The organism is Mucilaginibacter gossypii, from assembly GCF_900100945.1.
GTDB lineage: Bacteria > Bacteroidota > Bacteroidia > Sphingobacteriales > Sphingobacteriaceae > Mucilaginibacter > Mucilaginibacter gossypii.
Map to the genome: position 1 here is coordinate 65,480 of NZ_FNCG01000005.1, position 23,763 is coordinate 89,242.

Here is a 23,763-nt window from a genome sequence, read left to right on the forward strand (position 1 = left end):
GCCTGCAAAAATACGAATTTTACATCGAATGATAAAAGCCTCATATCAAAGCCCTCAGCCACAGGGAAGTCAAATAACGCCGTTTTTACAATTTATAATACTGATTGCGCTAACTATAGGGATGCTGATTGTGTGCGGTTTAATAGCTGCCGGAATTATCGGGGTGATATTTGGGTCACAAACGCTTACTGATACGTTTACTTTTAATACCCGAAACCCGAATGTTGGCGCTGCTTTGTGGACGTTGCAAATCATCAGCACTACGCTGCCTTTGTATCTTGCCCCTGTAATTTTTGCGCGCTTTATAGTAAAGGAACCTGTAGATTATTTGAAGGTTACCCCCAAATTTCCGCCGGTGCTGTTACTGCTGATCCTGTCCATCATGATCTGCTCATCGCCGGTTATGGAAGTACTGGTAAACGTTAACCAGAAACTGGCTTTGCCTGCTTCTTTGAAAGGCCTTGAGGATGCCTTGCGGGCCATGGAAGCCCAGGCCCAAAAAGCTACAGAAGCTATGCTGCAAATGAAAACGATATCAGACATGTTATTTGCGGTTTTGGTTGTTGGGTTGTTAACGGCTATTGCCGAAGAGTTTTTATTCAGGGGGTGTTTGCAAACCATCATGATTAGGTGGACAGGTAATCCGCATGCGGCAATCTGGATTACTGCTATCCTTTTCAGTGCCTTTCATATGGAGTTTTTTACCTTTTTACCGCGTGTGGCGCTGGGCGTGTTTTTTGGCTATTTTGTAATGTGGAGCGGCAGTATCTGGACAAGCGTTTGGGCGCATTTTTTAAACAATGCCACCCAGGTGGTGATCCTGTACCTGTATTCGCAAAAGCGCATTACCCTTGATCCTAACGATCAGCACGTATTTAATTACCAGAGCTATGCTTTAAGCCTGATAATTATTTTAATTTTGCTTTTTATGTACAGAAATACTGCTAAAGGAAAAAGCCCGCTGTTGAGTTAAATGGAAAAAAACTGGGTCAAAATTTTTACTTCAACTAATTTTTACCAATCAGAAATTGTTAAGCAAATGCTTACCGGGAATCATATTGATACCGTTTTGCTGAATAAACAGGATTCATCGCACCGCAACTTTGGCGAAATAGAGGTTTATATTCACCAGGAGGATTTTAGTAAGGCTATTGAGATCATGATCCTCAATCAAATTAATATATGAAACAACGCGCCATCACTGGCTTATTTTTTATTATCGTAATGATCGGGTCTAATTTGTTAGGCCCGTATGTATTTAGTGTTTTTTACCTGTTATTGAGCCTGTTTTGCTTGCTGGAGTTTTACAAACTGGTTAAACAGGGCGGTATGCAGCCCGAGCGTTTTACCGGGGCACTTACCGGCGTAATCATGTTCTTCTTTTTTGCAGCTAACTGCTATTTCCCGGCATATAAATACATTATACTGCTGCCCATACTGCTTAGTTTTATTCCGATAGGCGAGTTATATAAAAAATCTACCGCGCCATTCACTAATATTGGCTTCACTTATTTGGGTTTGCTGATGGCTGTTGTGCCGTTCATGTTTTTTCATGCGATGGCTTTTACCCGTGGCGATGGTGTTTTTAACTTTCACGTGCCGCTTGGCTTTTTAATTATGCTGTGGAGCAATGATACCGGGGCTTACCTGGTGGGCAGCAAATTTGGCCGTAACAAGTTATTCGAAAGGCATTCGCCTAAAAAATCATGGGAAGGCTTTATCGGCGGCATCCTGATCTGTGCTTTTGCGGCATATATTTTGAGCCATTTTTATACAGAGTACAACTGCTTTGACTGGATCATTATGTCGCTTATTATCTCAAACTTCGGTACCATGGGCGATTTGGTTGAATCCATGTTCAAGCGCAGCCTCAACGTAAAAGATTCGGGGGGCATATTACCAGGCCATGGCGGCCTGCTTGATAGGTTTGACGGCTTGCTGATGGCCGCGCCAATTGTATATGCATACCTGTACTTAATTTCAAATTAGTAGTTTTGTATTAAACACAATAAATAATGACCATACATAAAGAAGGCTATACCTCACTCGCTATTACTATCCTGTTCATTTTTGTTTTAAATGCGCTCATCCAGTTTTACATGCCAACTGCGCATACGCTGAAATGGATAGTTTATATTTTTTCGGGTGCTTTATTTTTGATCATCCTGCAGTTTTTCCGCAGTCCGTTCTTTGATATTGAAACCGCCGAAAATACTATTCTGTGCCCTGCCGATGGCAAGGTTGTAGTGATTGAAGAAACTGAAGAAACCGAATTTTTAAAAGATAAACGTATTCAATTATCGGTTTTCATGTCGCCGGTTAACGTACACGTGAACCGCAACCCAATTGCTGGTGTTGTGAGTTATTTTAAATACCACAAGGGTAAATACCTCGTGGCCTGGCACCCTAAGTCATCAACAGAGAACGAGCGTACAACTATAGCCATTGAAAACAGCAAAGGTGTAACCGTATTGTTCAGGCAAATAGCCGGTGCGCTGGCCCGCCGTATTGTATGGTATGTTAAAGAAGGCGATGTTGTTGATCAGGGCCAGCAGTTTGGCTTTATCAAGTTTGGATCAAGGGTGGATGTTTTCCTGCCCTTAGGTACTAAAATCCTGGTAAATATTGGCGATGTAGTAAAAGGCGGTCGTACCATTTTAGCCGAGCTGGTTGACGCTGAGCCTTTAAAAGAAGTTGCGAAACCTGATGCCATTGTTGTTCCCGAGCCGCCTGCAGCACCTGTTGAACCAGCCATTTTGGTAGAGGAAACACCAACTATGAACAGCATTACTCCTGCTCCGTCATTGGTAGTTGATCATCCTGAGACAGCTGAAAATCCGGCAGTGGAAGAAAGCGGCGCAGAGAAACCTGTTAAGAAAAAAACAGCATCAAAAGCTAAAAAAGTTGATAGTGGTGATGCGGCACAGGAAGCGGATAGCGAATAATTAGAATTTTATATTAAAAAAGCAGTTGGGTTATCCATCTGCTTTTTTTGTGCCCGGATAGTTGCTTGTGCTATGCAATCTACATAAGCAAAACCTGTTGTCATTTCGACGAACAGGCGGAGGGTAAAGTAATGGTGTGAGGAGAAATCTTCTACACCATGCTTTAACGTTTACAGTGGCATGATTGAAGCTTTCAGCTTCAGTGGCATCTTAAGCTGAAAGCTTAAGCCATGGTTCACCACGGGTTACAAACCCGCGGTAGTTTACTTTGATAGCTTGCCTTTGCCTTCGTATTTGAAAATCAATAGATTAAGAGGACGGTTTTTCAAAAACCATCACATAGCAAAAGGCCTTACCGAAGTTACTTCAGAAAGGCCTTTTAATTTTTTATATACCGCTAAGCGGTTGGGTAAATTAAACGCGTTTTGATTTGATACGAGCTGCTTTACCAGTAAGGGCACGCAGGTAGTACAGTTTAGAACGACGAACTTTACCAACGCTGTTAACTTCGATTTTGTCGATGTTTGGAGAGTTAACAGGGAAGATACGCTCAACGCCAATGCCATTTGATACTTTACGCACAGTAAAAGTTTCGCTTACACCAACGCTGTTACGCTGAATAACAACACCTTGGTAAACCTGAACGCGTTCTTTATTTCCTTCTCTGATTTTATAGTGAACACTTACAGTATCACCAGCTTTGAAGGATGGAAGCTGCTTTTTTTCTACTGATTGCTCTTCAACAAATTTTACTAAATCCATGATTTTAAGCTCTTAATGCGATTTTTAGCCCGTAAAAATCGGATTGCAAGTATAGGGATTATTTTCAATAAAAGAAAGCCAAATTTAAAAATTTCCACATTTAGTTTTTTTATTAACAGTAGGTTGTGGTTTTAGCAAAGATAAGGGGATGTTTGCGTGGGTTAACCACCCCTTTTTAAAATTGGACAGCAATGTTAAACCTATTGCCGCTTTGGCGATGTTATTAAACTCATGTTTTTGATTAAATTGCCAATGCTAACCAAGCCTGACATGCGCAACTCAATTGATTCAATTATTGCAAGAGCCTCCAATATTGCCAGGTGGTTATTCTTTATCAACCTTATACCAACAGTTATTGCGGGAGGCGTTATTTTTATCACCTTTAATAAGTTGGAACAAAACTCTTTTAGAAATACTTACGATTGGATAGTCCTAAGCTTAATGTTATCTGGTATAGCATTGCAATATATTTACTATCGACAGACGACTAACACAGACAATGTCCTCAACCCGGTTGGGTGGGTTTTCTCAATAATTGTCAATGCAATTTTTATTGTTAGCTATCTGGTTAGGTTTTTCAGCGCGCCGTCCTTCGGCGCATTGATGATCGTTTATCCCGCTGCTTTTCTTGTTTGCAGCGTAAAAGGGTTAAGATTGATAAGGCATTTCGAATCATCGTATATTTCGTAATGCCATAAATCGGCTTTTTATTTTTCAATAATTCCCAGCACGGGTCTCTTCTCGGTGAAGTAAGCTATAAGTGTGTAGATCAGTCCAATTAAAAGCAGGTTAAATGCAAAATTGATGAGCGTATCGCTGCAGAGTGCGAGTGTTTATGGTTGCCTTTTAACAAAGCGTTGAATTTTGAATAATTATATCCGGAGATAGGCCATAAATTGGTATCATTGATATATGCCATATCATATGCGTTTTAATGTAAAGCAAAGCCCCTATTTCCTGTTGTCACCCTTCCTTGTTTATTACGTTTATCGTGTATTGAAATTTAAATATCCGGTGTTATATGGCGATGAGCCCAGGTACGTTGGTTTTGCATCCAACTTAATTCATGGTTTTTACTCGCCCCCCGCGCCTGATATTAATTTGTGGAGCGGTCCGGGTTATCCTATTGTACTTATGCCTTGTGCCGCTTTGCATTTACCGGTTATTTGGTATACCTTATTAAACGCGCTTTTCTTTTACCTGTCGGTCGTGTTTTTGTATCAGGCCCTGCGCTATCTGGTTAAGGAAAAGCTTGCCATGTTATTTGCCATTATATGGGCATTTTATATTAATCTTTACCAGTTTTTGCCCGCTATTTATACTGAAGTTTTTACTTCATTTTTAATAGTAAGTATTGTATACAGCGTCACCTTGTATTTTGTGAAGCATAAAACAATATACCTTGTACTTTCAGGTTTTCTGATTGGTTTCCTGGCCTTAACCAAAATCATTTTTGGTTATGTAATATTGCTTTGTTTTATCATCTGTTTGCTGTTAAGTATCATAAAAGCGATAAGAACATCTTGTATTAAAGCGGTATATATCTTCGCTATAGCCTTGCTTACCACAGTGCCCTATCTTTCCTATACCCAACACCTTACCGGAAAGGTTTTTTACTGGGGAAATTCCGGAGGGATGAGTTTGTACTGGATGAGTTCGCCCTATGATTTGGAATATGGCGACTGGAAGGCTCCCTATCTGTCTAACTCAATACTCCCGATGCCATTTAAATCAACCGAAGGCGATTCGCTGCTGCAAGCAAATCATGCCAAAGAGATATCTTTTATTATGGCGCATCAAGGTGTTGAGCAGGATGAACTTTTTAAAAAAGCGGCAATCAGAAATATTAAATCCGCCCCTAAAAAATTTGTAAAAAATTACTTCTACAACATCTCGCGAATGCTTTTTGATTTTCCTTATTCATATACCTATCAGGTTACTCAAACAATAAGCAACATTATTACAGGATCCTTGCTTTTGTGGGCTTCCGTTATTTGTTTGGTCATAAGTGTAATTAACCGAAAGCAGATCATCTATCCGGTTAAGCTAACCATGCTGCTTTTTACGGTTTACTTTTTGCTTAGCGGCTTTGCAAGTGCTTACGTGAGGCAATTGGATGTTGTAGTGCCGATACTGTTTTTTTGGATAGCCTGTACTATTGATAAAATGCCCAAAATGAGCTTGAAGTTTAAAGAAGCGGCTGTTTAATCTTTATCCAACAAATCCGGCCGTCGTGCTTTTGTACGCTCTAATGCCTGCTCGTGGCGCCATTTTTCTATTTCGGGTGTGTTGCCTCCTAAAAGTATTTCGGGGACCTTGTGCCCGTTCCAGTCGGCCGGACGGGTATAAACAGGGGCATCCAGCAGGTCGTCCTGGAACGAATCAGACAATGCAGATGTTTCATCACTTAACACCCCCGGGATAAGCCTCACTACGGCATCAACCAGTACGGCTGCGGGCAGTTCGCCTCCCGAAAGTACATAATCGCCTATCGAGATCTCGCGGGTTACATAAATGTCGCGGATGCGTTGATCGATACCTTTGTAATGACCGCAAAGGATAATGATATTTTTTTTGATGGAAAGCTGGTTAGCGATAGCCTGATTGAGGGTTTCGCCATCGGGCGACATGAAGATGATCTCGTCATAATCACGCTCTGATTTTAGTTTTTCAATACATGCCGCAAAAGGTGGAATGGTCATCACCATACCGCTGCCGCCACCGTAAGGATAATCATCCACGCTTTTTTGCTTATTGGTGGCATAATCCCTAAGGTTATGAACAACAATTTCAGAAATCCCCTTTTTCTGCGCACGCTGCAAAATAGAATGTGCAAAAGGGCTTTCAAGCAAACCGGGTAATACAGAAATGATATCGAAACGCATATTTTCTTCAGACTCAGGATAAAAGAATCAGGATGCAAGATTACTGAAAAATGTCCTCTCTCCGAAATTGTCTTGATTCCTGAGTCGTGCAATCTTGCTTCTATGACTATCCTCTATGCTGATAAATTCCCCATAAATTACCCGCCGGATCGGTAAAATGTGCGGTAATCTCAGGAAAATCTTTACCAATGGGTTGAACAATGATACCTCCGTTAGCCTCTATCAGTTTAAGTGTTGCTTCTGCATTATCAACCATAATGGAGATCAGTAACCCTGCTTTGCCCATCGGTTCGCGACCGGTTACCCACATGCCGCTTACTTCTCCTACGCCGTCATCAAACGAGGCGGAGCCGTGATTATCCGTACGGATGTGCCAGCCGAAAACAGTTTCAAAAAACTTTGAGGATATGCTGATATCAGTAGCTGGAATCTCGATATAACATATTTTGCCATTGCCGTAGATGGGTTGCTTTGCCATGGTTTTACTAAGTTAAAGTGATAAAATCTAACGCTAAAATTATGTCATTGCGAGGAGGAACGACGTGGCAATCGCATGCTATACAGGGCGGCTATGCTTCCGTGCGGTTGCCGCGCTACGCTCGCAATGACATGGTTTATAAAAGTATTTTGTTTAAATTACCTTCTCAATCATCCATCGATGCCCAAAAGGGTCGATAAAGTCACCCTGGCGGTAACCATAGTCCCAGTCTGTTACTTCCGAAGCTATTGTTGCGCCTGCCTGCCTCGCAGCTTCCATCACCGCATGTACGTCATCAACAAAAACACCGATGGTTACAGTGGTAGCCTTTGTAGTATCGGGGCAAAGCACAGCCGTTCGCTCGGTTTCTTCGTGCAGGTGAAAGATAGTTCCGTCTATCGAAAGCTCTGATACGTGGATGCTGCCATCATCATTGCTAAATCGCCTGAGTTCTACCGCGCCCAAAGCTTTAATGTAAAAGCTGATATCGGTTACACCATGCGGAATGGCTAACTGCGGCGCGAAGCTTGGTTTTGTTGCCATGGTTATATTGGTTTAATTAATCCTCTTCGTCTAACGAAAAAATATCCTCAACAGGTTTGCCAAATACGCGGGCTATTTTTAAAGCCAGCACGGTGGATGGCACATACCGGTTGCTTTCGATTGTGTTGATGGTTTGCCGCGACACCCCGATAAGCTCTGCAAGCTCGGCCTGGGTTATGTTTTTGATGGCGCGCTCAACCCGGATGTTATTTTTCATGCCTGCCCCTCTTCCTTGTTGATGAGGCGATTGTTTTGAAAAATCTTCCACCTGAAACGCACAATGAAAAACACAAGCGGTACCAATAAATTTAAAAACAAAATATGTTCGGTGTCTTTACTTAATATTAAACTCACAACCAAAAGTATATAATTTACATAAATGGCCCATTGCAATGAGTCGAGCCGGAGTTTAAAGATCTGTTCGTCTTCAATGCGTTCTTTTGCGAAAGCGATAAAGAATAAACCTATGGCCATGAGCAGTGTGGTAGTCATAAAAAAGATATGATGGCTGTTAAACAGGTCGTCGCTTACAGGTTCTTCATGCATGCTAAAGCCCATCTCTTTTTTAAACATTACGATGGGGATATGGATCAGGAACAGCGCAAGCCCCAGGTACCTGAACCAATGCGGAAATAAAAAACGTGATTTCATGATTGTAAAATTTGCTCGAAACACAAGATGGCTGTATTCTAAATTTTTCTTATTCAATCAACTATAGTTTAATTTGATTCTTTTGCGAGGCTTCTGTTTAATAAAAAAACCTTCCATCTAAACCGGATGATAAAGAATATCAAAGGGGTAATGACATTGTAGGCTACGATTTCAAGAAATTTAAAACCATGTATCAAAACGACTAAGATCAGAAAAAGGCAATAGTTTACATATATCGCCCATTGTAATGAGTCCAACCGCAGCTGTGAAATATGCTCATCTTCATCTTTTTCTTTGGAGAAAGCTATAAGCAATAATCCGATGATAACGATGATAATATTAAAGTCGTTTGTGATATTCATCCAGATATTGGGAGTATCTCCTGTTTGGGCGAAGCCCTTGGGATAAATAAATTTTAAAGCAACGGCTTTTAATATATCTATGACAAAACACAAGTAACCGATTAATCGACAATAGTGCGGAAATAAAAAACGTGATTTCATGATTGTAAAGTTTGGCTTACCAAAAGTAAAGTAAACTTTACAAAAGTCAAATATATTGGTAACTATATATCAGTTGGGACAAAGGTAATATAGAAATTTGCAGAAGGGAGACGGTTAGTTTTATTTTTTAAAGCTGGCCGTCCCGGTCTGTGTTAAGAATTTTTTCTTTAATATCAATCAGGGTTTCTATTCTTATTTTTGCAATATCAGATTGCAGATTCATATAACGCTCTTCCATAATTTTATAAATCTCAATGAAACATTTAGCTATGTTTGTTAACTGGCCTTTCATTTCTTGAATTTCATTTTCACCATAACCCAAAAACTTTACAGAGCCGTTTTTATACCTTTTGAAAATTATAGTATTCTCGGTTACAACAATTGTTTTGTCACCATTAATACCACTCCAAACTTGAGTTTTTCTTGTAATAAGTTCCTTTATTTCAAGTATTCCGACCTTTTTTAAATGAGCAAACCGATTTCTATGTTCTGGTAATCTGCCCAAGTCAGTTATAACAGTTGGATGGGTTTTTAATATATCTTTATATTCATTTTTTAATATTAAAGTAAAAAGCTCTCTTTTAAAATCTAAAGTAATCCTCTCATTGTATAAAATAAGATTTTTAAATTCTTCTTGTCTATTTATTTGAAAACAGAAGTGCTTGCTTAAAAAATCATCTAAGAATTTTTCCAGTTCAATTGTGATTACAATTACATAGCCTGTTCTTTTATAGAACTCATCCATTGTTGGGGTGTCTTCTTCTGTCATCTTATTTAGGTTTTATATCACTAACCTACAAAACTATTTTCAAATAAACTTGTCCCATGTTGTTATTAATATTATATTTGTATAAGCAAATGATAAGATAATGACAACAAAATTTAACAGCCTGATTCAAGTTTTAGATTTCTTCAAAGAAGAATCTACCTGCATTAATTATCTGGCTGCTTCGCGTTGGGGCGAAACACCTACATGTCCACATTGCGGTAACTTTGGCGCTTATGTAACTAATCGTGGCTTTAAATGCAAAGCAAAAGAGTGCCATAAAAAATTCACAGTTACTACAGGTACTATTTTTGAAAACACCAAAATCTCATTGCGTTTATGGTTTGCTGCTATGTACTTATGTACTGCTCATAAAAAAGGCGTTAGTTCATTACAATTAAGCCGGGATTTAAATATTACTCAAAAAACCGCATGGTTTATTTTACATCGTATACGCGAAATGCTGAATATTAACAACGCAGAACATTTAGACGGTACAGTTGAGATTGATGAAACTTATGTTGGTGGTGCAACTAAAAACAAAAGCAATTCAAAACGTAAAGAACTACGTGAGACAGGCGAAGTTTGGGCAAAGAAAACATCGGTTATTGCTATGGTAGGGCGTGAAACTGGAACTGTTAAAACCCATGTTATTAAAGCAAATAGCGTTAAATATTCAGATGTATTGCCTTTAATTCAAGCTTACATTTCAGAAAACGCTTTAATCATTACTGACAGCTCAACTATGTATGGTAGTCTGAAACATTCTTACAAACATGAGATAGTTAACCACGTTCGTAAAGAATATGTAAGGGGTGCAATGCACACTAATACTATTGAGGGTTTCTTTAGCCAGTTGAAACGCGGGATAGTTGGCATTTATCATCAAGTATCACCAAAACATTTACATCGCTATTGTAATGAGTTTGGATACCGTTACAACACCCGTCAAGTAAAAGATGTAGTAAGGTTTGAAGATGCTATCAAAAACGTGAATAACGTTCGTTTAACTTATAAATCTTTAATAGCTTAGTATATGGCAAAAGAAAAGAAAAAAGCAGAACCGAAACCACGCGCTGAGAAGTACGAGGGAAAGGTAAGTTTTGACGGGACTTTAGAACAAATGATTAAGATGGCAGGTAATACTAAATTGCCACCTAAAAAAGAAGATAAATAATATTAATTTAAGAGGCTCAACCAAAGCCTCTTTTTTTATGCCTAAAAAAGATAAGTACATTATTACCGCAGCCGATGATTTGTTGAAAAGATCAATGGGAATTCAACGAGATGAATCTTTAGGGAATAGTTTAGATAGCGAAAAACATATAATTGCAACACACAGAAAGAAAGCTGATAACTCAATAAGAAAAATGCCTAAACTCGAGAAGTCTGGTTGGTGGGCTGCTATACTATCTGCAATCATCGCTTTTATTGGTTTGATTTTTTTAATTATTCAATTCTTTAAAAAATAACTTGTCCCAACTGATATATAGTTACCAATATATTTGACAAATATTTTTTAAAATCCCGTTAAATGAAAAATGCCCGTGAGGACACGGGCATGGGGGAATCTTATTTCTTTAATCTAAAAGTCTTGACTATCAAACTTAGCCTTCCAGGTAAATGTCCAGCAACCCTTCGGGCAGGTCAATGTAAATCTCACCGCCTTCAACATCAATACCTTTAATTATCTCTAAGTTAAGCGGAAAAAGTACTTCCTTATTTTTGTATTTAACTGTGGCTATCAATTGCTGCGGATATTCCTGCACCGATAATATTTCGCCCAGTTCACCGTGGGTTTCATCTATAGCGATAAAGCCTTCCACGTCATTCAGGGTAAACTCGTTCTTTTTCTTTTTTGGCTTTAGCTTAGCGGGCAGGTAGATATCCCGCTTTACCAGGGTTGATGCTTTTTCAATGGTATCAACATCTTCCAGGTTTAAGTAGGCGTTGTTTTTTTGCAGATACTTTATTGATGATACAAAATAAGGGATCATTTTACCCGCAATGTCAATAAACACTGCGTTAAATTTAATGGCTTCAATGCCATCAAAATCAACGTAGATCTGTAGTTCACCTTTTAAGCCTTTGGTTTTTAGTACGCTGCCTATCCTGAAATGCTCTTCAGTTTTCATTTAAAATATAATTAAACAATAATGGCGAAGCTGTTTGCCTCGCCATTATTCGGATTTAAGAAATCAAACGTATAGATTCAAGATAAATTACTTTTCCTGCGTTCTGTACGCTTTTTTCAAAATTATTCTGCGCTTTCAGCTTCTTCAGTTGCTGCATCTTCTGCAGGAGCTTCTTCTTCAGCAACAGGAGCGTTTTTAGCAGCAATAGCAGCGGCTTTTTCTTCGCTCTTTTTAGCTTCAGCAGCTAAAGCGGCTTTACGGGCTTCGTCTTTAGCAACGTTAAGGCTGGTTTTTTTACCAGTGATTTTGCTGTCTTTTTGATCCAACCATTCAGCAAATTTGGTTTCAAGTTGCTCTTCGGTTAAAGCACCTTTTTTAACACCACCTTGTAAGTGTTTTTTGTACAGTACACCTTTGTATGAAAGGATAGCACGACAAGTATCGGTAGGCTGGGCACCGTTGTTAACCCAATCTAAAGTTTTGTCGAAATTGATGTCAATAGTTGCTGGGTTAGTGTTTGGGTTGTATGAACCTAAACGCTCAATGAAGCGTCCATCACGTGGAGCGCGTGAGTCTGCTACTACGATGTAATAAAAAGGTTTGCCTTTTTTACCGTGTCTTTGTAGTCTGATCTTAGTTGCCATTGTAAATTTTTATGTATTCAACATTATCCCCGGAGTTCTTTCTGCGGGGATGCAAAGGTATTAATTTTTATCATAATTAAAAATGGTTGATAATTAATTATTTATGGTTGAAGTGAATGGCTGATTGGGTTGACTGGTGAATGGCTGTTTTTGCAGGACTTGATTCGGTTTATTTAGCTGTTTTTTAAACTTAACATTGCAATAATTTAAAAAAATCGGAACTTACCAGCCATGAGCATCAACAGAAAAATACGGGTAGCTATTGATATGGATGAAGTTATTGCCGATACCATTGGCAAATTCATCAGTATGTATAAAGAAAGGCATGGTGAAGAAATAAGCCTGGGCAATATGGAGGGTAAGGAGTTTAGGGAGATCCTGCCGCCGCACTTAAGCGAAACCCTAAGGGTTTATATTAATGAACGGGGTTTTTTCAGGGATATCCCGGTAATGCCGGATGCACAGGAAGTAGTAAAGGCCCTGCACGAAAAGTACGACGTGTACATAGCATCGGCTGCTATGGAGTTCAAGTACTCGCTGGAGGATAAGCAGGAATGGCTGGAAGAACATTTTCCATTTATTTCGTGGACAAACATAATTTTTTGCGGGCACAAGATTTTGGACGTGGATATCATGATAGATGACCGGATCAAAAACTTCGCCACGTTTAATGGCCGGAAGATCCTGTATACTTCGCCGCATAACATGCTGCTTACCGACTATGAGCGGGTAAATACCTGGAAGGAAGTTGCAGCGAAATTATTGTAGTTGTTTGTTTATCATGTAAATAGCCATATCTTTAAGTATTCACAGCTTTTTTATATGTTTAACCCAAACCCGGCTGCAACCGGAAATTGTACAATTGTTTTTGATATCGATGAACAGAAATACCTGTTTGTAAGTGAAAGCTTTTACAACCTTTTTGAGGTCGGCGCTGATCACCTTCGTCAAAATGTTGATTTTTTGATTGGATTGGTAAAACCTGAAACGTTTGCCGGTGTAAAGCAACTTACTGAAGGGCTTGCTATGAACGAGTCGATCCAAATAACGTATCCACTGGAGGCCGGCCAAAAGCAGCTAACCGAAAAACGGACACTTACTACTGATGGGCTTACCGGGCATAAAATTATATTAAGTAACATTACCTCTGCCCTGGAAGGTGTTCGTACCCCGATCCCTTTTATTAAACCCGGCCTGAGCGAGCAGTTCCTCAATTCGCTTATTGATTCGCAAACCAATTTCCTGGTGAGGGTAGATACCAATGGCAGATTTAGCTTTGCTAACCGCCGGTTTTTTAAAACCTTCGGTTATGATGAGGCTGACATAATAGGGCATCATTTTTCAAAAACAACCATTCCGCAGGATGCGCAGCTGTGCCAGGACGCTTTTGTGGAATGTATTAATAATCCCGGCAAGATCGTCAGGCTCGCTCACAAAAAGCCTGCTAAAAATGGGAACCTGCATGATACCGAATGGGAGTTTGTATCCATCGCCGACGATAACGGAGTGGTAGTTGAGATACAGGGTATAGGCAGGGACATTACTCCGCAAATACAAATGCGCGAGGAGGCTTTGCATATGAAAGACAGCCTTGAAGCATTGATCAATAATACCCGGGACCATATCTGGTCGGTTGATAAGGAGTTGCGTTATTTGTACATGAACCAGGCCTATGTTGAGCAGGTGACTCATTTAACGGGCCAAAAACCTTTTAAAGGTGAATACTCCTATAAACATAAGGGCTTTGGCAAGCAATTAATTAACGATTGGACTGCTTACTATAACCGTGCTTTAAGCGGAGAACGGTATGATATTATCAGTGAAAGCATAGATCCGGTAAATGGGCAGCGGTTGTATTACGAAGTGAGTTTTAATCCTATTTATACCGCAACCGGCGACGTAATAGGTGCCGGATGTTTTGGCCATAATATTACCGAACGGCTCAAAATACAGAAAGAGCTTGTTAGCCAGAACGATCGTTTAAGAAACATAGCTTCTTTAAGCTCGCATGAGTTACGCCGGCCGGTGGCAAGCATGCTGGGGCTTATCAGCTTAATGGATCATGAAGATTTCTTTAACCCCGAAAATAAGGAGATCATAGCGCACCTGTTTACCGTGAGTGCCGAAATTGATACAGCGATAAGACTTGTTGTTGACAGCACCATTGCCAAATAAAACAGCCCCGGCTTGATTAAGGCGGGGCTGTTTTTATTTATCGTTTTAGCTTAAATTACATAGAAAGCATTTCAACCAGTTTGATCATGTTTGGATCGATGCCCTGATGGTGTTTAATAGCATGCTCAAATGGGGTATAAGCAATTTCACCATTGATGAGGCCTATCATTTCGTTGCGGTGCCCGTCTCTCAAAGCTTCGACTGCGGCAGCGCCGACACGGCTTGCCAATACCCTGTCCATACAGCTTGGTGCTCCGCCGCGTTGTATGTGACCTAAAATAGAGATCCGGGTATCATAATTAGGGAACTTTTCCTGCACTAACCTGCCCACTTCAAACGCGCCGCCCGCATCTTCACCCTCGGCAACAATTACTATACGCGATGTTTTATCTTTACGGCCAAATTCAAGACGGTTTAACAAACCTTCGAGCCCGGTTTTGCTTTCGGGGATCAGGATAGCCTCGGCACCGGTAGCAATACCTGTACGTAAAGCGATAAGGCCCGAGTCGCGGCCCATTACTTCAACAATAAATAAACGGTCGTGCGATTCTGCAGTATCCCTGATCTTGTCAACGGCGTCAACAACAGTATTAATGGCGGTATCGTAACCAATGGTAAAATCGGTGCCTACAAGGTCATTGTCAATTGTACCTGGTAAACCAACCACCGGAATATCATACTCGCTGCCAAAAACTTTAGCGCCGGTAAAAGTACCATCGCCGCCAATGGCTACCAATGCGTCAACTTTATTTTTTACCAGGTGCTCATATGCTGCCTTACGACCTTCGGGTGTTCTGAACTCATCACACCTTGCAGTTTTAAGGATTGTACCGCCACGCTGGATAATGTTTGAAACGGATTTACGGTTCATGGTAAAAAAATCACCTTTGCCCATGCCGTCGTAACCACGGCGGATCCCAGTGACTTCAATTCCGTAATACATGGCGGCACGTACAACCGCCCTTATGGCAGCGTTCATTCCGGGGGCATCACCACCCGAAGTAAAAACGCCGATATTTTTGATCTGAGTCATTTTTTTGTTTTGGTTATAAACAGGCTAACCTATTCATAACTAATTAGGGTTGTAAATATTGTTCGTTATTCAAACGCCGCGCCTAACCAATAACACGCGGAATTTGAATTTTGCGCGAATTTACACTTATTTTTTGAACCCGATCCCTATTTTTTGTAAGCAGCTACGCCACTGTCTAAAAATTTAAGATAACTGGCAATGTCATAATTTGCCGGCGATGTCGGTATTTCTGCACCCGATGCATCTTTAAGTAAGTTGCCATCACTATCAAGCATTACGTATAATGGCTGCGAATTTGAATTGAAGCGTTGCGCCTCCAGGTTGCTCCATTTACCGCCAAGTGTAGTGATCTTTTTACCGCTGTAATCTGATACAAAGTGTTCCGCCGCAGGTAATTCTGCTTTGTCATCAACTACCAGCTGCAGCAGCACAAAATCATTTTTAATGCGGCTAAACACCTGCGGATCTGACCATACGTTGGCTTCCATTTTACGGCAGTTAACACAGTTAAAGCCAGTAAAGTCAATGAGTATCGGTTTATGCAGGGCCTTTGATACCTGTAAAGCCTGGTCATAATCATACCATGCATCCAGCCCTTTGGTTTTGATACGGGTATAGTTGGAGGCATATTTACGTTCGCCAATGCTTGCTGGGATTGTGGCCGACGGGCTTGCTAAAGCTGAACCCGAGCCATCCGGAATATTTGAAAGGTTAAAATCCTGCGTAGCTTCAGGAGGTAAAAAAGCGCTTATGGATTTTAGAGGCGCTCCCCATAGGCCAGGGATCATGTAAATAACAAATGCAAATACAATTATGGCGAGGAATGTACGCGGAATAGTAAGGTACTTTACATCACTGTCATGCGAAAACTTGATCTTACCGATGAGGTAAAGCCCGATCAGTAAGCCAATGGCTATCCATAACGATAAAAATATCTCGCGGTCAAACCAGTTCCAGTGGTAGGCCAAGTCAACATTTGATAAAAACTTCAATGCAAATGCCAGCTCAAGGAAACCCAATACAACTTTAACGCTGTTAAGCCATCCGCCTGATTTCGGAAGTGTTTTAAGTGCTGAAGGGAATAAAGCGAATATGGTAAATGGTAAAGCTAATGCTAACGAAAAGCCAAACATACCCATTGCCGGGCCAAGGCGATCACCCTTTGAGGCTGCATCAACCAGCAATGTTCCTATAATAGGGCCTGTACATGAAAACGAAACAACAACCAATGTTGAAGCCATAAAGAAGATACCTGCAAGACCGCCTTTATCCGAATTTGCATCCAGTTTATTGGCCAGCGAACTTGGTAGTGTGATTTCAAACGCCCCCAAAAAGGAAATGCCAAATACAATGAGCAGCAAAAAGAAGAAAATATTAAATATGCCGTTCGTTGCCAGTTCATTGAGTGCATCCGAACCAAAAATAATGGAGATCAGCAACCCTAACGTAACATAAATTACAATGATTGATACCCCATATATGAGCGATTGCATAACAGCTTTGCTTTTGCTGCCGCTTTTTTTGGTAAAAAAGCTTACTGTTAAAGGCAGTAAAGGATAAATACAAGGCAAAATTACCGCGGTAAAGCCACCCAGTAAACCTTCAATAAAGATTTGCCAAAGTGATTTTGGTTTTTCTGCTGTTTTTGAAGCAGCTGCGGGCGTCTTTGATGTTTTTGCCGCTTCTGCCTTTTTTACGGAATCGGCTTGCTTTTTCCTGATGGCTACGCTATCGGCAGCGGTGGGGATATCTGTAAATGTAACATCGGCAGCTGACACAGATGTATCGGCTGCTTTTTTTTGCACAGCATAAACCGGGTTTGCCCCGGCTATGTTAAAGATGATGATAGTGACTAATGTGATAAGCCCGGCGCGCAGGTAAGCACCTTTATTTAATAATTTCATGACTACTGTTAAGGTGTGCTGAATTATTTACCTAAAGGGATAGTGAAGTCAACATCTTCCGGTGGCAGGCATTTCATATCGTTACAGGTCATGTAGGTTAGTTTGCCTGTAACTGCTGTTGCTTTGGGCGATTTTAAACTGATTTTTTGGCTAAAAACAACTTCCTTTTCAAAATAGCTTACATTCATGCTGAATGATTTTTCGTATTTTGTTACAGGAGTTGGCTCCGTTGTTTTGCCAACGGCAGCATATAATTTTGATGGGGTAAAATCAAATGAAGTTTTTATTGGGCCGCCGTCTTTTACGGTTTGTGAATAAATGTGCCAGCCGTTTTGTATGGTTGCTTTTAAAAATACTACAGCTTCTTTGTCATTTACCTTTTTTGCCGCGTATGACCACCTCACAGGCGATTCGATCTGAGCGTAAGCGCCAACGCTGATGATAAGCGCGGTTACCAATACCAATAGTTTCTTCATTTGTTTGTTACGGTTATTATTTATTTAAAAATTTCAATTCTTTGAGGTTAAACTCCATTTGTTGCCCGTTAGTATCTTCAATAAGCAATAAGCCGTTTGGCAGTACATTTTTTACAATGCCATTGAATACCCTGCCGTTTGACTCAAAACTTTTAACCTCGTTTAACCAGTATAGTCGGCTTAAGTATGTATTCCTTACCAAATCAATTTGCCCGGCTTTCAGTTTAAGATAGTATACCTCAAGCTTTTTGCAAATTTCCGATAATAACAGTGTTAAATCATAATCCTTTTGTAAGATTTGTTTTACAGAAGTGGCGTTTGAGGCGCCGGCCGGAAAATTTTCCTGGTTTATATTTAAACCGATGCCAATAACCGAGTCTTTGAGCTGAGCACCCTGTATGGTGTTTTCAATGAGCATGCCCCCAAGTTTTCGGTCGCCGTAATAAATATCATTGGGCCATTTTATTTTTAACCGATCGCCTAAGAGGGGATGCAGGGCGTCATATACGCTTAAACTGGCCGCGCGGTTCAAATCAAATTGTGCTTCAACCGGTAAGAAACGGGGTTTTAATAAAATACTAAAAGTAAGGTTTTTTCCAGACTCGCTATGCCAGGTATTTTGTTGCTGGCCCCGGCCGGCGTACTGCTCTTCTGCCATAATGACCGTACCTTCGGGTACTGGCTTGGAATTTGACAGTAGATTTTTAAGAAAACTATTTGTTGAGTCAACTTGTTTAATTGTTACTAAATTTTGACCAACAAATAATCCTGAAAATATGTTATTTTGCAAAGTGTAATAATTTTATACTCAAAAACGTTCAAAACTAATTCTTTTTGATGGTAAAAAACAAAGTGTTAAGTGAATCTGCCTATATTTCAGAGCTGGCAATACATGGTATCCAGGAAAAAAAAGGCAACGATATTATCAGGTTAGACCTTCGTAATATATTCAGTTCAGTAGCAGATTATTTCGTAATCTGTCATGCTGATTCCTCGACACAGGTAAAAGCTATAGCAAATAGCATTGAGGATGAAATTTTCAAAGCCACCCAAGCCGAGCCCTGGCGCAAAGAGGGAATTGAGCATGGTGAGTGGATATTGCTTGATTATGTGGATGTTGTGATCCACGTGTTCAGGACCGATAAACGTGAGTTTTATGGAGTGGAAGATTTGTGGGGCGATGCAGATATTAAATATTATAAAAGTGCATAAACATCCGTCACAAAAAGGCTCAACGCATAGTCTTACTGTTACCGCGTAAAATTTAAATTATAGATTGTAAGTTTGAGCTCGTTAAAAGAAATGAAAGATATTAAAGATTCTAAATCAGAAAATCCAAGACCTATCCGTAAAATTGTGAACAAGAAGCCCTCGCCAAAACCGCCCAAGTTCAATATCATGTGGTTATATGGTATTGTTATTTTGGCTTTTTTACTGATTCCGGCCTTGTTAAACGGCGGATCGGGCAAACCGGTTACTTTCCAGGAATTTGAAGCAAACATGCTTCGTACAAATGATGTTCAAAAAATTGTAGCTTATAAAAGCGGGGACCTGGTAATGGCCGATGTTTACATTAAACAACAAAGCTTGTCAAAGCCATATTTTGCCAGTAACGTATCTAAAGACAAAAACTTTTTTAATACCAGTACCAATAGCGGTCCGCAGTTTACTTTTACGGATGCCTCATATGAGAGCCTGAAAAAGTCTATTGCCGATGCTCAAAAGGATGTGCCTGATGATCAAAAAGTATCTTTACAATTTGAACAGGGACACGAAAGCCTGTTATCAAACTGGCTGGTACAGGGCGTTATCATGGTGATATTGTTTGCCGGCGTGTGGATCTTTATCATGCGCAGGATGAGCGGTGGTTCGGGCGGTGGCCCGGGCGGCCAGATCTTTAACATAGGTAAATCAAAAGCTACCCTGTTTGATAAAGAAGCCCAGGTAACCGTTACATTTAACGATGTTGCCGGTTTGGAAGAAGCCAAGCAGGAGGTAATGGAAATTGTCGATTTCCTTAAAAACCCTAAGAAATATACTAACCTGGGTGGTAAAATCCCTAAAGGCGCGCTATTGGTAGGTTCGCCCGGTACCGGTAAAACCTTATTGGCCAAAGCTGTTGCAGGCGAGGCGCAGGTACCTTTCTTCTCTCTGTCAGGTTCTGATTTCGTGGAGATGTTTGTAGGTGTAGGTGCTTCACGCGTACGCGACTTGTTCCGCCAGGCTAAGGACAAAGCTCCTTGTATCATATTTATTGATGAAATTGATGCTATCGGCCGTGCCCGTGGCAAAAATAATATAGTAGGTGGTAACGATGAACGTGAAAACACCCTGAACCAATTGCTGGTTGAGATGGATGGTTTTGGTACTGATTCGGGTATCATTATCCTTGCTGCTACCAACCGACCTGACGTACTGGATTCGGCGTTATTGCGTCCGGGACGTTTCGACAGGCAGGTATCTATCGATAAACCGGATTTGATTGGTCGTGAGCAAATTTTCAAAGTTCACCTGAAACCAATTAAACTATCTGATGGTGTAGATGCTAAAAAACTATCGGCACAAACCCCTGGTTTTGCCGGTGCCGAAATTGCCAACGTTTGTAATGAGGCTGCGCTGATTGCCGCCCGAAAAAATAAAGAGTCGGTTGATATGACCGATTTTCAGGATGCTATCGACCGTGTTATTGGTGGTTTAGAGAAGAAAAACAAAATCATCTCTCCGGAAGAAAAACGGATTGTTGCTTACCACGAAGCCGGTCACGCTATTGCAGGCTGGTTCCTTGAACATGCCGATCCTTTGGTTAAGGTATCAATTGTGCCTCGTGGTGTCGCTGCGTTAGGTTATGCTCAATATCTGCCAAAAGAGCAGTTTTTGTACACTACCGAGCAATTGCTTGACGAAATGAGTGTATCTATGGGCGGTCGTGTTGCCGAGGATATCGTTTTCGGTAAAATTTCTACCGGTGCACTGAGTGATTTGGAGCGTATTACTAAACTTGCTTATGCCATGACCAAAATTTATGGTATGAACGATAGCGTGGGTAACGTATCATTTTATGATCCGCAGGGCGAGTACCAGTTTAACAAACCATATTCTGATACTACAGCCGAAATGATTGACGCTGAAGTGCGCAAACTGGTTGATGTGGTTTATCAAAAAACCAAAGACCTGCTGAATGCTAAACGCGACGGACTTGAAAAGATAGCTCAAAAGCTATTGGAGAAGGAAGTATTGTTCCAGAGTGATCTGGAAGAGATCCTGGGCAAACGTCCGTTTGACGAGCGCACAACTTATGATAAGTTTGTAAACGGTGAAGCCGCGTTAAATCCGGATGTGGATAACAATGCTATTCCAGACTCGCTGACTAATCCTGAACTTTCAAGAATAGACAGCGAAGATCCGAAACTTTAATTTTTAAATTATAATACAAAGCCACCGGCAAAGCTGGTGGCTTTTCTTTTTTAGCCATGAGGGATATCACTACATCAAAAGAAAAACTGCTTAAAAAAATCAGGAAAGCACTTTTGGAGAAAAGGGATAATCCATACCCTCAACTGGAAGACCAACCCCTTTATCCTGCAACGGATGAAATGCCCGAGGTGGTCTTCGCCGAACAGTTTACCAACGTAGCAGGCCAGTTTGTTTTTTGTGAGGATGAGCTGCAATTTATTGAAAACCTGCTTACCCTTGCCGAAGAACGTAAATGGCACAAAATTTACTGCTGGGAACCTAAGTTGCAGGAGATCCTGAACCAGTTTGAATACCCGCACTACGAAACCGATAAAGACTTTGAACAAGCCGAAGTTGGTTTTACTCTTTGCGAGGCTCTGATTGCCCGTAACGGCAGCATCCTGCTTTCAAACGGTAATATGGCCGGCCGCAGGTTAAGCATCTATCCATCGGTGCATATTGTACTGGCTTATACTTCGCAAATGGTTATGGACTTGAAAGATGGTTTTAAACTCATCAAAACCAAATATGGCAACCAACTGCCATCCATGATCAGCACGGTAACCGGCCCAAGCCGTACCGCTGACATTGAGAAAACACTGGTATTAGGCGCCCACGGCCCTAAAGAGCTTTTTGTTTTTATGCTGGAAGGCTGACCGCTGATTTTTTTGATTACAATGATTTGGTTGGTTTTTTCTGAAGTGCGATTTTTCGATTAGAGATTGATCTGATTTTTGCGCCATCTGATTGCTGTTCCTTTCGTCTTTAACCTTTCACCGCTCTCCTCAAAACAGCTCTTCCAAACCACATCCCTCTAATACTATTCGTTCACTTTGATTTAGCTTGTTGTATTCCCATTTAACGAGGCGGATGTGGCCATCTGAGATTTCGATGCCTGTTATATCGCCATCATCGTAACAACAGCAGCCGCTATTGAAATAGCTTGGGTGGCATGCGCTAAAATCGGGAGCCACATCACCTTTCACTTGCCGGTTAACGATCTGTTTATTTAGCTCATCGGCCAGTTTATCGTTTCCTGCTTTCCTCGCTTTCGCTATATCGTTATACAGTTTTTCGAGGTGGGTTAATGACCTGAATACCGGCTGATGTGTGTGCCCGGTTATCAGCAGCGTGTTTTTTTGCCTCTGGCTCCATTCATACATAATGCGGTTATGATCTGTTTTAAGCAGGTCATTATTTGCCGGCGTATTGATATTTACCTTCAGATATGCCTGGAAAGGTGCCCATACATTGGATACAAACCATTTACTGAACCAGTTGCCATCGCTTTGCAAATCGCCCTGGTGGCCATGCGTCATGAATATATTTAGTGGTTTACCATTAACTGTTGTTTGTAGTACAGCTCCTTCATAGATCTTAATTACTTCATCATAAATTTGCTTTAATCCAACTGCCGCTAAAGGGTCATTGTCCCAAAACAGATCATGATTGCCAAATATTTTCATGAATTCTTTACGTTGTATGAACCGTTTTTCGCTTTCAAATGTGGCTTTGTTGTGCTTTTTTATGGTGATGAACAAGTTTTCCCAAAGCTCCTCGCTGTCGCCAAGATTGATGTAGAAAAATGGTTGGCTGTAGTAATAATCAAGTGCTGTAAGGTAGTTCTTCTCGGCAAGGGCGAAAATGTCCATATCATCACGGGCGCCCTTGTGTTGATCAGAAAAGATAATGAATTTACCTTTTTCTGCGTCGAAAGGTATTATAAGGCCTTTTTTACCCGACCCGGTTAGCAGGCTTTTGTATAACCGGTTCAGTGATCTGTTAACCCGCTTCTTATCCGGTCGTGATGAGAGCCTGTCGGCCAACCGGGCAACCGGCTTAGTTAACAGTTTTTGTAAAAACTTGCGCATGACTTTTTAACGTATGATATAGTGTATTGTGTTGTAAGTTGACAGTTACTTTTACCGTGTTTAAACGGGATGTAATACAGTGAAATAACGGATAGGTTGTTTTATTATAATTAGTTAGATTAGGCCTGATTTAAAGACACCCTAAATTATATGGAACCTATTGACTTAAAAACAGCCAGGGAAATGGTGGCTCGCTATAAGCAGACCCGAAAAGCGGTTATTGACAAACATCATGAGGTTAATGATACGGAATCGACATGGATTTCGATTGATAAGCTAAAGGAGTTTGTTAATAATTTACCACCTGAAGCCACAGGTGTAAGGTTACATTTCGGAGTTCATGATGCCGATCATAGTAATGCGCCGCACCAAACGTCGGTTGCTATAGTTGGCACTGTTGCCGGAGCAGGTAAAGATGAGCATATTGATGCGATACAAAGTGATCAGGTAGCAAACCTGTCTGTGAGCGGCCTTGCAGCTTTAAGCAGCGGAAGGGAATGTCCGCCAATGTGCCAGGGATAGAATAAATTAATCAGTTT

28 protein-coding genes and 1 pseudogene are annotated in these 23,763 nt (G+C 40.7%); 14 read left to right on the forward strand and 15 right to left on the reverse strand.

What is annotated here, in order from left to right; all coding sequences use genetic code 11:
• Positions 1–28 precede the first annotated feature (28 nt).
• The 4 genes and pseudogenes from BLS28_RS11960 to BLS28_RS11975 all read left to right on the forward strand — a co-directional run.
• Positions 29–973, forward strand: coding sequence for a CPBP family intramembrane glutamic endopeptidase (locus BLS28_RS11960; RefSeq protein WP_091167111.1), 945 nt, complete (start codon positions 29–31; stop codon positions 971–973).
• A complete protein-coding gene (locus tag BLS28_RS11965) occupies positions 974–1,186 on the forward strand; it encodes a putative signal transducing protein (protein ID WP_091167115.1) in 213 nt (70 codons plus the stop codon).
• Entirely contained in the window at positions 1,183–1,989 is an 807-nt protein-coding gene (locus BLS28_RS11970) for a phosphatidate cytidylyltransferase (protein WP_091167120.1), read from the forward strand. Before BLS28_RS11965 ends, BLS28_RS11970 begins: the two co-directional genes overlap by 4 nt.
• A 26-nt stretch (positions 1,990–2,015) precedes the next feature.
• Positions 2,016–2,669, forward strand: a pseudogene (locus BLS28_RS11975) (phosphatidylserine decarboxylase family protein); the annotation flags it as partial.
• Positions 2,670–3,359: 690 nt separating this feature from the next.
• Here BLS28_RS11975 and rplS read toward each other — a convergent pair.
• Entirely contained in the window at positions 3,360–3,707 is a 348-nt protein-coding gene (gene rplS, locus BLS28_RS11980; protein WP_090532282.1) for a 50S ribosomal protein L19, read from the reverse strand.
• A 924-nt stretch (positions 3,708–4,631) separates the two neighbouring features.
• Here rplS and BLS28_RS11990 point away from each other — a divergent pair.
• A complete protein-coding gene (locus tag BLS28_RS11990) occupies positions 4,632–5,915 on the forward strand; it encodes an ArnT family glycosyltransferase (RefSeq protein WP_143020743.1) in 1,284 nt (427 codons plus the stop codon).
• On the opposite strand, the gene trmD is transcribed toward BLS28_RS11990, so the two are convergent.
• The 7 genes from trmD to BLS28_RS12025 form a co-directional block, all read right to left on the reverse strand.
• Complete coding sequence (trmD, locus tag BLS28_RS11995) at positions 5,912–6,592, reverse strand: tRNA (guanosine(37)-N1)-methyltransferase TrmD (RefSeq protein ID WP_091167128.1); 681 nt, start codon at positions 6,590–6,592, stop codon at positions 5,912–5,914. The genes BLS28_RS11990 and trmD overlap by 4 nt on opposite strands.
• Before the next feature lie 106 nt (positions 6,593–6,698).
• On the reverse strand, positions 6,699–7,070 hold the full coding sequence (locus BLS28_RS12000; RefSeq protein ID WP_091167131.1) for a VOC family protein: 372 nt from the start codon (positions 7,068–7,070) through the stop codon (positions 6,699–6,701).
• 153 nt (positions 7,071–7,223) lie between these two features.
• The gene (locus BLS28_RS12005; protein WP_091167134.1) at positions 7,224–7,613 is read right to left on the reverse strand and encodes a VOC family protein; all 390 of its coding nucleotides are present in this window, start codon (positions 7,611–7,613) and stop codon (positions 7,224–7,226) included.
• A 16-nt stretch (positions 7,614–7,629) separates the two neighbouring features.
• A complete protein-coding gene (locus BLS28_RS12010; RefSeq protein ID WP_090532259.1) occupies positions 7,630–7,830 on the reverse strand; it encodes a helix-turn-helix transcriptional regulator in 201 nt (66 codons plus the stop codon).
• Positions 7,827–8,264, reverse strand: a complete 438-nt coding sequence (locus BLS28_RS12015) for a hypothetical protein (RefSeq protein ID WP_091167136.1) — start codon at positions 8,262–8,264, stop codon at positions 7,827–7,829. The genes BLS28_RS12010 and BLS28_RS12015 overlap by 4 nt, the downstream gene beginning before the upstream one ends.
• Before the next feature lie 68 nt (positions 8,265–8,332).
• Complete coding sequence (locus tag BLS28_RS12020; protein ID WP_091167138.1) at positions 8,333–8,767, reverse strand: hypothetical protein; 435 nt, start codon at positions 8,765–8,767, stop codon at positions 8,333–8,335.
• 127 nt (positions 8,768–8,894) lie between these two features.
• Complete coding sequence (locus BLS28_RS12025) at positions 8,895–9,536, reverse strand: hypothetical protein (protein ID WP_091167140.1); 642 nt, start codon at positions 9,534–9,536, stop codon at positions 8,895–8,897.
• A 100-nt stretch (positions 9,537–9,636) separates the two neighbouring features.
• On the opposite strand from BLS28_RS12025, the gene BLS28_RS12030 reads away from it, so the two are divergent.
• From BLS28_RS12030 to BLS28_RS12035, 3 genes are read left to right on the forward strand one after another with little or no spacing between them, the layout of a single operon-like run.
• Positions 9,637–10,566 carry an IS1595 family transposase gene (locus BLS28_RS12030; protein ID WP_091167142.1) on the forward strand — a complete coding sequence of 310 codons (930 nt, stop codon included), beginning with the start codon at positions 9,637–9,639 and terminating at the stop codon, positions 10,564–10,566.
• 3 nt (positions 10,567–10,569) lie between these two features.
• On the forward strand, positions 10,570–10,710 hold the full coding sequence (locus tag BLS28_RS30790) for a hypothetical protein (protein ID WP_176844440.1): 141 nt from the start codon (positions 10,570–10,572) through the stop codon (positions 10,708–10,710).
• A gap of 37 nt (positions 10,711–10,747) precedes the next feature.
• Complete coding sequence (locus tag BLS28_RS12035) at positions 10,748–11,005, forward strand: DUF805 domain-containing protein (protein ID WP_091167144.1); 258 nt, start codon at positions 10,748–10,750, stop codon at positions 11,003–11,005.
• A 135-nt stretch (positions 11,006–11,140) separates the two neighbouring features.
• Here the strand turns inward: BLS28_RS12035 and rimM are convergent, their stop codons facing one another.
• Both rimM and BLS28_RS12045 read right to left on the reverse strand, forming a co-directional pair.
• A complete protein-coding gene (rimM, locus tag BLS28_RS12040) occupies positions 11,141–11,668 on the reverse strand; it encodes a ribosome maturation factor RimM (RefSeq protein WP_091167147.1) in 528 nt (175 codons plus the stop codon).
• A 122-nt stretch (positions 11,669–11,790) separates the two neighbouring features.
• Positions 11,791–12,312, reverse strand: a complete 522-nt coding sequence (locus tag BLS28_RS12045) for a 30S ribosomal protein S16 (protein WP_091167150.1) — start codon at positions 12,310–12,312, stop codon at positions 11,791–11,793.
• A 231-nt stretch (positions 12,313–12,543) separates the two neighbouring features.
• On the opposite strand from BLS28_RS12045, the gene BLS28_RS12050 reads away from it, so the two are divergent.
• Both BLS28_RS12050 and BLS28_RS12055 read left to right on the forward strand, forming a co-directional pair.
• The gene (locus tag BLS28_RS12050; RefSeq protein ID WP_091167152.1) at positions 12,544–13,080 is read left to right on the forward strand and encodes a 5' nucleotidase, NT5C type; all 537 of its coding nucleotides are present in this window, start codon (positions 12,544–12,546) and stop codon (positions 13,078–13,080) included.
• Between the two features lie 54 nt (positions 13,081–13,134).
• Positions 13,135–14,487, forward strand: coding sequence for a PAS domain S-box protein (locus BLS28_RS12055; RefSeq protein ID WP_143020744.1), 1,353 nt, complete (start codon positions 13,135–13,137; stop codon positions 14,485–14,487).
• A gap of 55 nt (positions 14,488–14,542) precedes the next feature.
• Here the strand turns inward: BLS28_RS12055 and pfkA are convergent, their stop codons facing one another.
• From pfkA to BLS28_RS12075, 4 genes are all read right to left on the reverse strand, one after another.
• A complete protein-coding gene (gene pfkA / locus BLS28_RS12060; protein WP_090532241.1) occupies positions 14,543–15,520 on the reverse strand; it encodes a 6-phosphofructokinase in 978 nt (325 codons plus the stop codon).
• A 146-nt stretch (positions 15,521–15,666) separates the two neighbouring features.
• Positions 15,667–17,424 (reverse strand): protein-disulfide reductase DsbD family protein, encoded by a 1,758-nt coding sequence (locus BLS28_RS12065; RefSeq protein WP_091167158.1) that lies wholly within the window; start codon positions 17,422–17,424, stop codon positions 15,667–15,669.
• Positions 17,425–17,447: 23 nt separating this feature from the next.
• Entirely contained in the window at positions 17,448–17,900 is a 453-nt protein-coding gene (locus BLS28_RS12070) for a protein-disulfide reductase DsbD domain-containing protein (RefSeq protein WP_091167161.1), read from the reverse strand.
• A gap of 16 nt (positions 17,901–17,916) precedes the next feature.
• Positions 17,917–18,690, reverse strand: a complete 774-nt coding sequence (locus tag BLS28_RS12075) for a biotin--[acetyl-CoA-carboxylase] ligase (protein WP_091167164.1) — start codon at positions 18,688–18,690, stop codon at positions 17,917–17,919.
• Positions 18,691–18,737: 47 nt separating this feature from the next.
• On the opposite strand from BLS28_RS12075, the gene rsfS reads away from it, so the two are divergent.
• The 3 genes from rsfS to BLS28_RS12090 all read left to right on the forward strand — a co-directional run bounded on the left by rsfS (position 18,738) and on the right by BLS28_RS12090 (position 22,009).
• Positions 18,738–19,112 carry a ribosome silencing factor gene (gene rsfS / locus BLS28_RS12080; RefSeq protein WP_091167167.1) on the forward strand — a complete coding sequence of 125 codons (375 nt, stop codon included), beginning with the start codon at positions 18,738–18,740 and terminating at the stop codon, positions 19,110–19,112.
• 90 nt (positions 19,113–19,202) lie between these two features.
• Positions 19,203–21,314: an ATP-dependent zinc metalloprotease FtsH gene (ftsH, locus tag BLS28_RS12085; RefSeq protein ID WP_091167169.1), complete on the forward strand. Its 2,112-nt coding sequence runs from the start codon at positions 19,203–19,205 to the stop codon at positions 21,312–21,314.
• Positions 21,315–21,370: 56 nt separating this feature from the next.
• Positions 21,371–22,009, forward strand: coding sequence for a LutC/YkgG family protein (locus tag BLS28_RS12090; RefSeq protein WP_091167171.1), 639 nt, complete (start codon positions 21,371–21,373; stop codon positions 22,007–22,009).
• 129 nt (positions 22,010–22,138) lie between these two features.
• On the opposite strand, the gene BLS28_RS12095 is transcribed toward BLS28_RS12090, so the two are convergent.
• Complete coding sequence (locus tag BLS28_RS12095) at positions 22,139–23,224, reverse strand: metallophosphoesterase (protein ID WP_091167174.1); 1,086 nt, start codon at positions 23,222–23,224, stop codon at positions 22,139–22,141.
• A 150-nt stretch (positions 23,225–23,374) separates the two neighbouring features.
• Between BLS28_RS12095 and BLS28_RS12100 the strand changes: the two genes are divergently transcribed.
• Positions 23,375–23,746, forward strand: coding sequence for a hypothetical protein (locus BLS28_RS12100; RefSeq protein ID WP_091167176.1), 372 nt, complete (start codon positions 23,375–23,377; stop codon positions 23,744–23,746).
• Positions 23,747–23,763 lie beyond the last annotated feature (17 nt).

Excerpts from the sequence above, each read along its gene's own strand:
- BLS28_RS11960 (WP_091167111.1), top strand. The coding sequence starts at position 29 with ATGATAAAAGCCTCATATCAAAGCCCTCAGCCACAGGGAAGTCAAATA.
- BLS28_RS11965 (WP_091167115.1), top strand. The coding sequence starts at position 974 with ATGGAAAAAAACTGGGTCAAAATTTTTACTTCAACTAATTTTTACCAA.
- BLS28_RS11970 (WP_091167120.1), top strand. The coding sequence starts at position 1,183 with ATGAAACAACGCGCCATCACTGGCTTATTTTTTATTATCGTAATGATC.
- rplS (WP_090532282.1), bottom strand. The coding sequence starts at position 3,707 with ATGGATTTAGTAAAATTTGTTGAAGAGCAATCAGTAGAAAAAAAGCAG.
- BLS28_RS11990 (WP_143020743.1), top strand. The coding sequence starts at position 4,632 with ATGCGTTTTAATGTAAAGCAAAGCCCCTATTTCCTGTTGTCACCCTTC.
- trmD (WP_091167128.1), bottom strand. The coding sequence starts at position 6,592 with ATGCGTTTCGATATCATTTCTGTATTACCCGGTTTGCTTGAAAGCCCT.
- BLS28_RS12000 (WP_091167131.1), bottom strand. The coding sequence starts at position 7,070 with ATGGCAAAGCAACCCATCTACGGCAATGGCAAAATATGTTATATCGAG.
- BLS28_RS12005 (WP_091167134.1), bottom strand. The coding sequence starts at position 7,613 with ATGGCAACAAAACCAAGCTTCGCGCCGCAGTTAGCCATTCCGCATGGT.
- BLS28_RS12010 (WP_090532259.1), bottom strand. The coding sequence starts at position 7,830 with ATGAAAAATAACATCCGGGTTGAGCGCGCCATCAAAAACATAACCCAG.
- BLS28_RS12015 (WP_091167136.1), bottom strand. The coding sequence starts at position 8,264 with ATGAAATCACGTTTTTTATTTCCGCATTGGTTCAGGTACCTGGGGCTT.
- BLS28_RS12020 (WP_091167138.1), bottom strand. The coding sequence starts at position 8,767 with ATGAAATCACGTTTTTTATTTCCGCACTATTGTCGATTAATCGGTTAC.
- BLS28_RS12025 (WP_091167140.1), bottom strand. The coding sequence starts at position 9,536 with ATGACAGAAGAAGACACCCCAACAATGGATGAGTTCTATAAAAGAACA.
- BLS28_RS12030 (WP_091167142.1), top strand. The coding sequence starts at position 9,637 with ATGACAACAAAATTTAACAGCCTGATTCAAGTTTTAGATTTCTTCAAA.
- BLS28_RS30790 (WP_176844440.1), top strand. The coding sequence starts at position 10,570 with ATGGCAAAAGAAAAGAAAAAAGCAGAACCGAAACCACGCGCTGAGAAG.
- BLS28_RS12035 (WP_091167144.1), top strand. The coding sequence starts at position 10,748 with ATGCCTAAAAAAGATAAGTACATTATTACCGCAGCCGATGATTTGTTG.
- rimM (WP_091167147.1), bottom strand. The coding sequence starts at position 11,668 with ATGAAAACTGAAGAGCATTTCAGGATAGGCAGCGTACTAAAAACCAAA.
- BLS28_RS12045 (WP_091167150.1), bottom strand. The coding sequence starts at position 12,312 with ATGGCAACTAAGATCAGACTACAAAGACACGGTAAAAAAGGCAAACCT.
- BLS28_RS12050 (WP_091167152.1), top strand. The coding sequence starts at position 12,544 with ATGAGCATCAACAGAAAAATACGGGTAGCTATTGATATGGATGAAGTT.
- BLS28_RS12055 (WP_143020744.1), top strand. The coding sequence starts at position 13,135 with ATGTTTAACCCAAACCCGGCTGCAACCGGAAATTGTACAATTGTTTTT.
- pfkA (WP_090532241.1), bottom strand. The coding sequence starts at position 15,520 with ATGACTCAGATCAAAAATATCGGCGTTTTTACTTCGGGTGGTGATGCC.
- BLS28_RS12065 (WP_091167158.1), bottom strand. The coding sequence starts at position 17,424 with ATGAAATTATTAAATAAAGGTGCTTACCTGCGCGCCGGGCTTATCACA.
- BLS28_RS12070 (WP_091167161.1), bottom strand. The coding sequence starts at position 17,900 with ATGAAGAAACTATTGGTATTGGTAACCGCGCTTATCATCAGCGTTGGC.
- rsfS (WP_091167167.1), top strand. The coding sequence starts at position 18,738 with ATGGTAAAAAACAAAGTGTTAAGTGAATCTGCCTATATTTCAGAGCTG.
- ftsH (WP_091167169.1), top strand. The coding sequence starts at position 19,203 with ATGAAAGATATTAAAGATTCTAAATCAGAAAATCCAAGACCTATCCGT.
- BLS28_RS12090 (WP_091167171.1), top strand. The coding sequence starts at position 21,371 with ATGAGGGATATCACTACATCAAAAGAAAAACTGCTTAAAAAAATCAGG.
- BLS28_RS12095 (WP_091167174.1), bottom strand. The coding sequence starts at position 23,224 with ATGCGCAAGTTTTTACAAAAACTGTTAACTAAGCCGGTTGCCCGGTTG.
- BLS28_RS12100 (WP_091167176.1), top strand. The coding sequence starts at position 23,375 with ATGGAACCTATTGACTTAAAAACAGCCAGGGAAATGGTGGCTCGCTAT.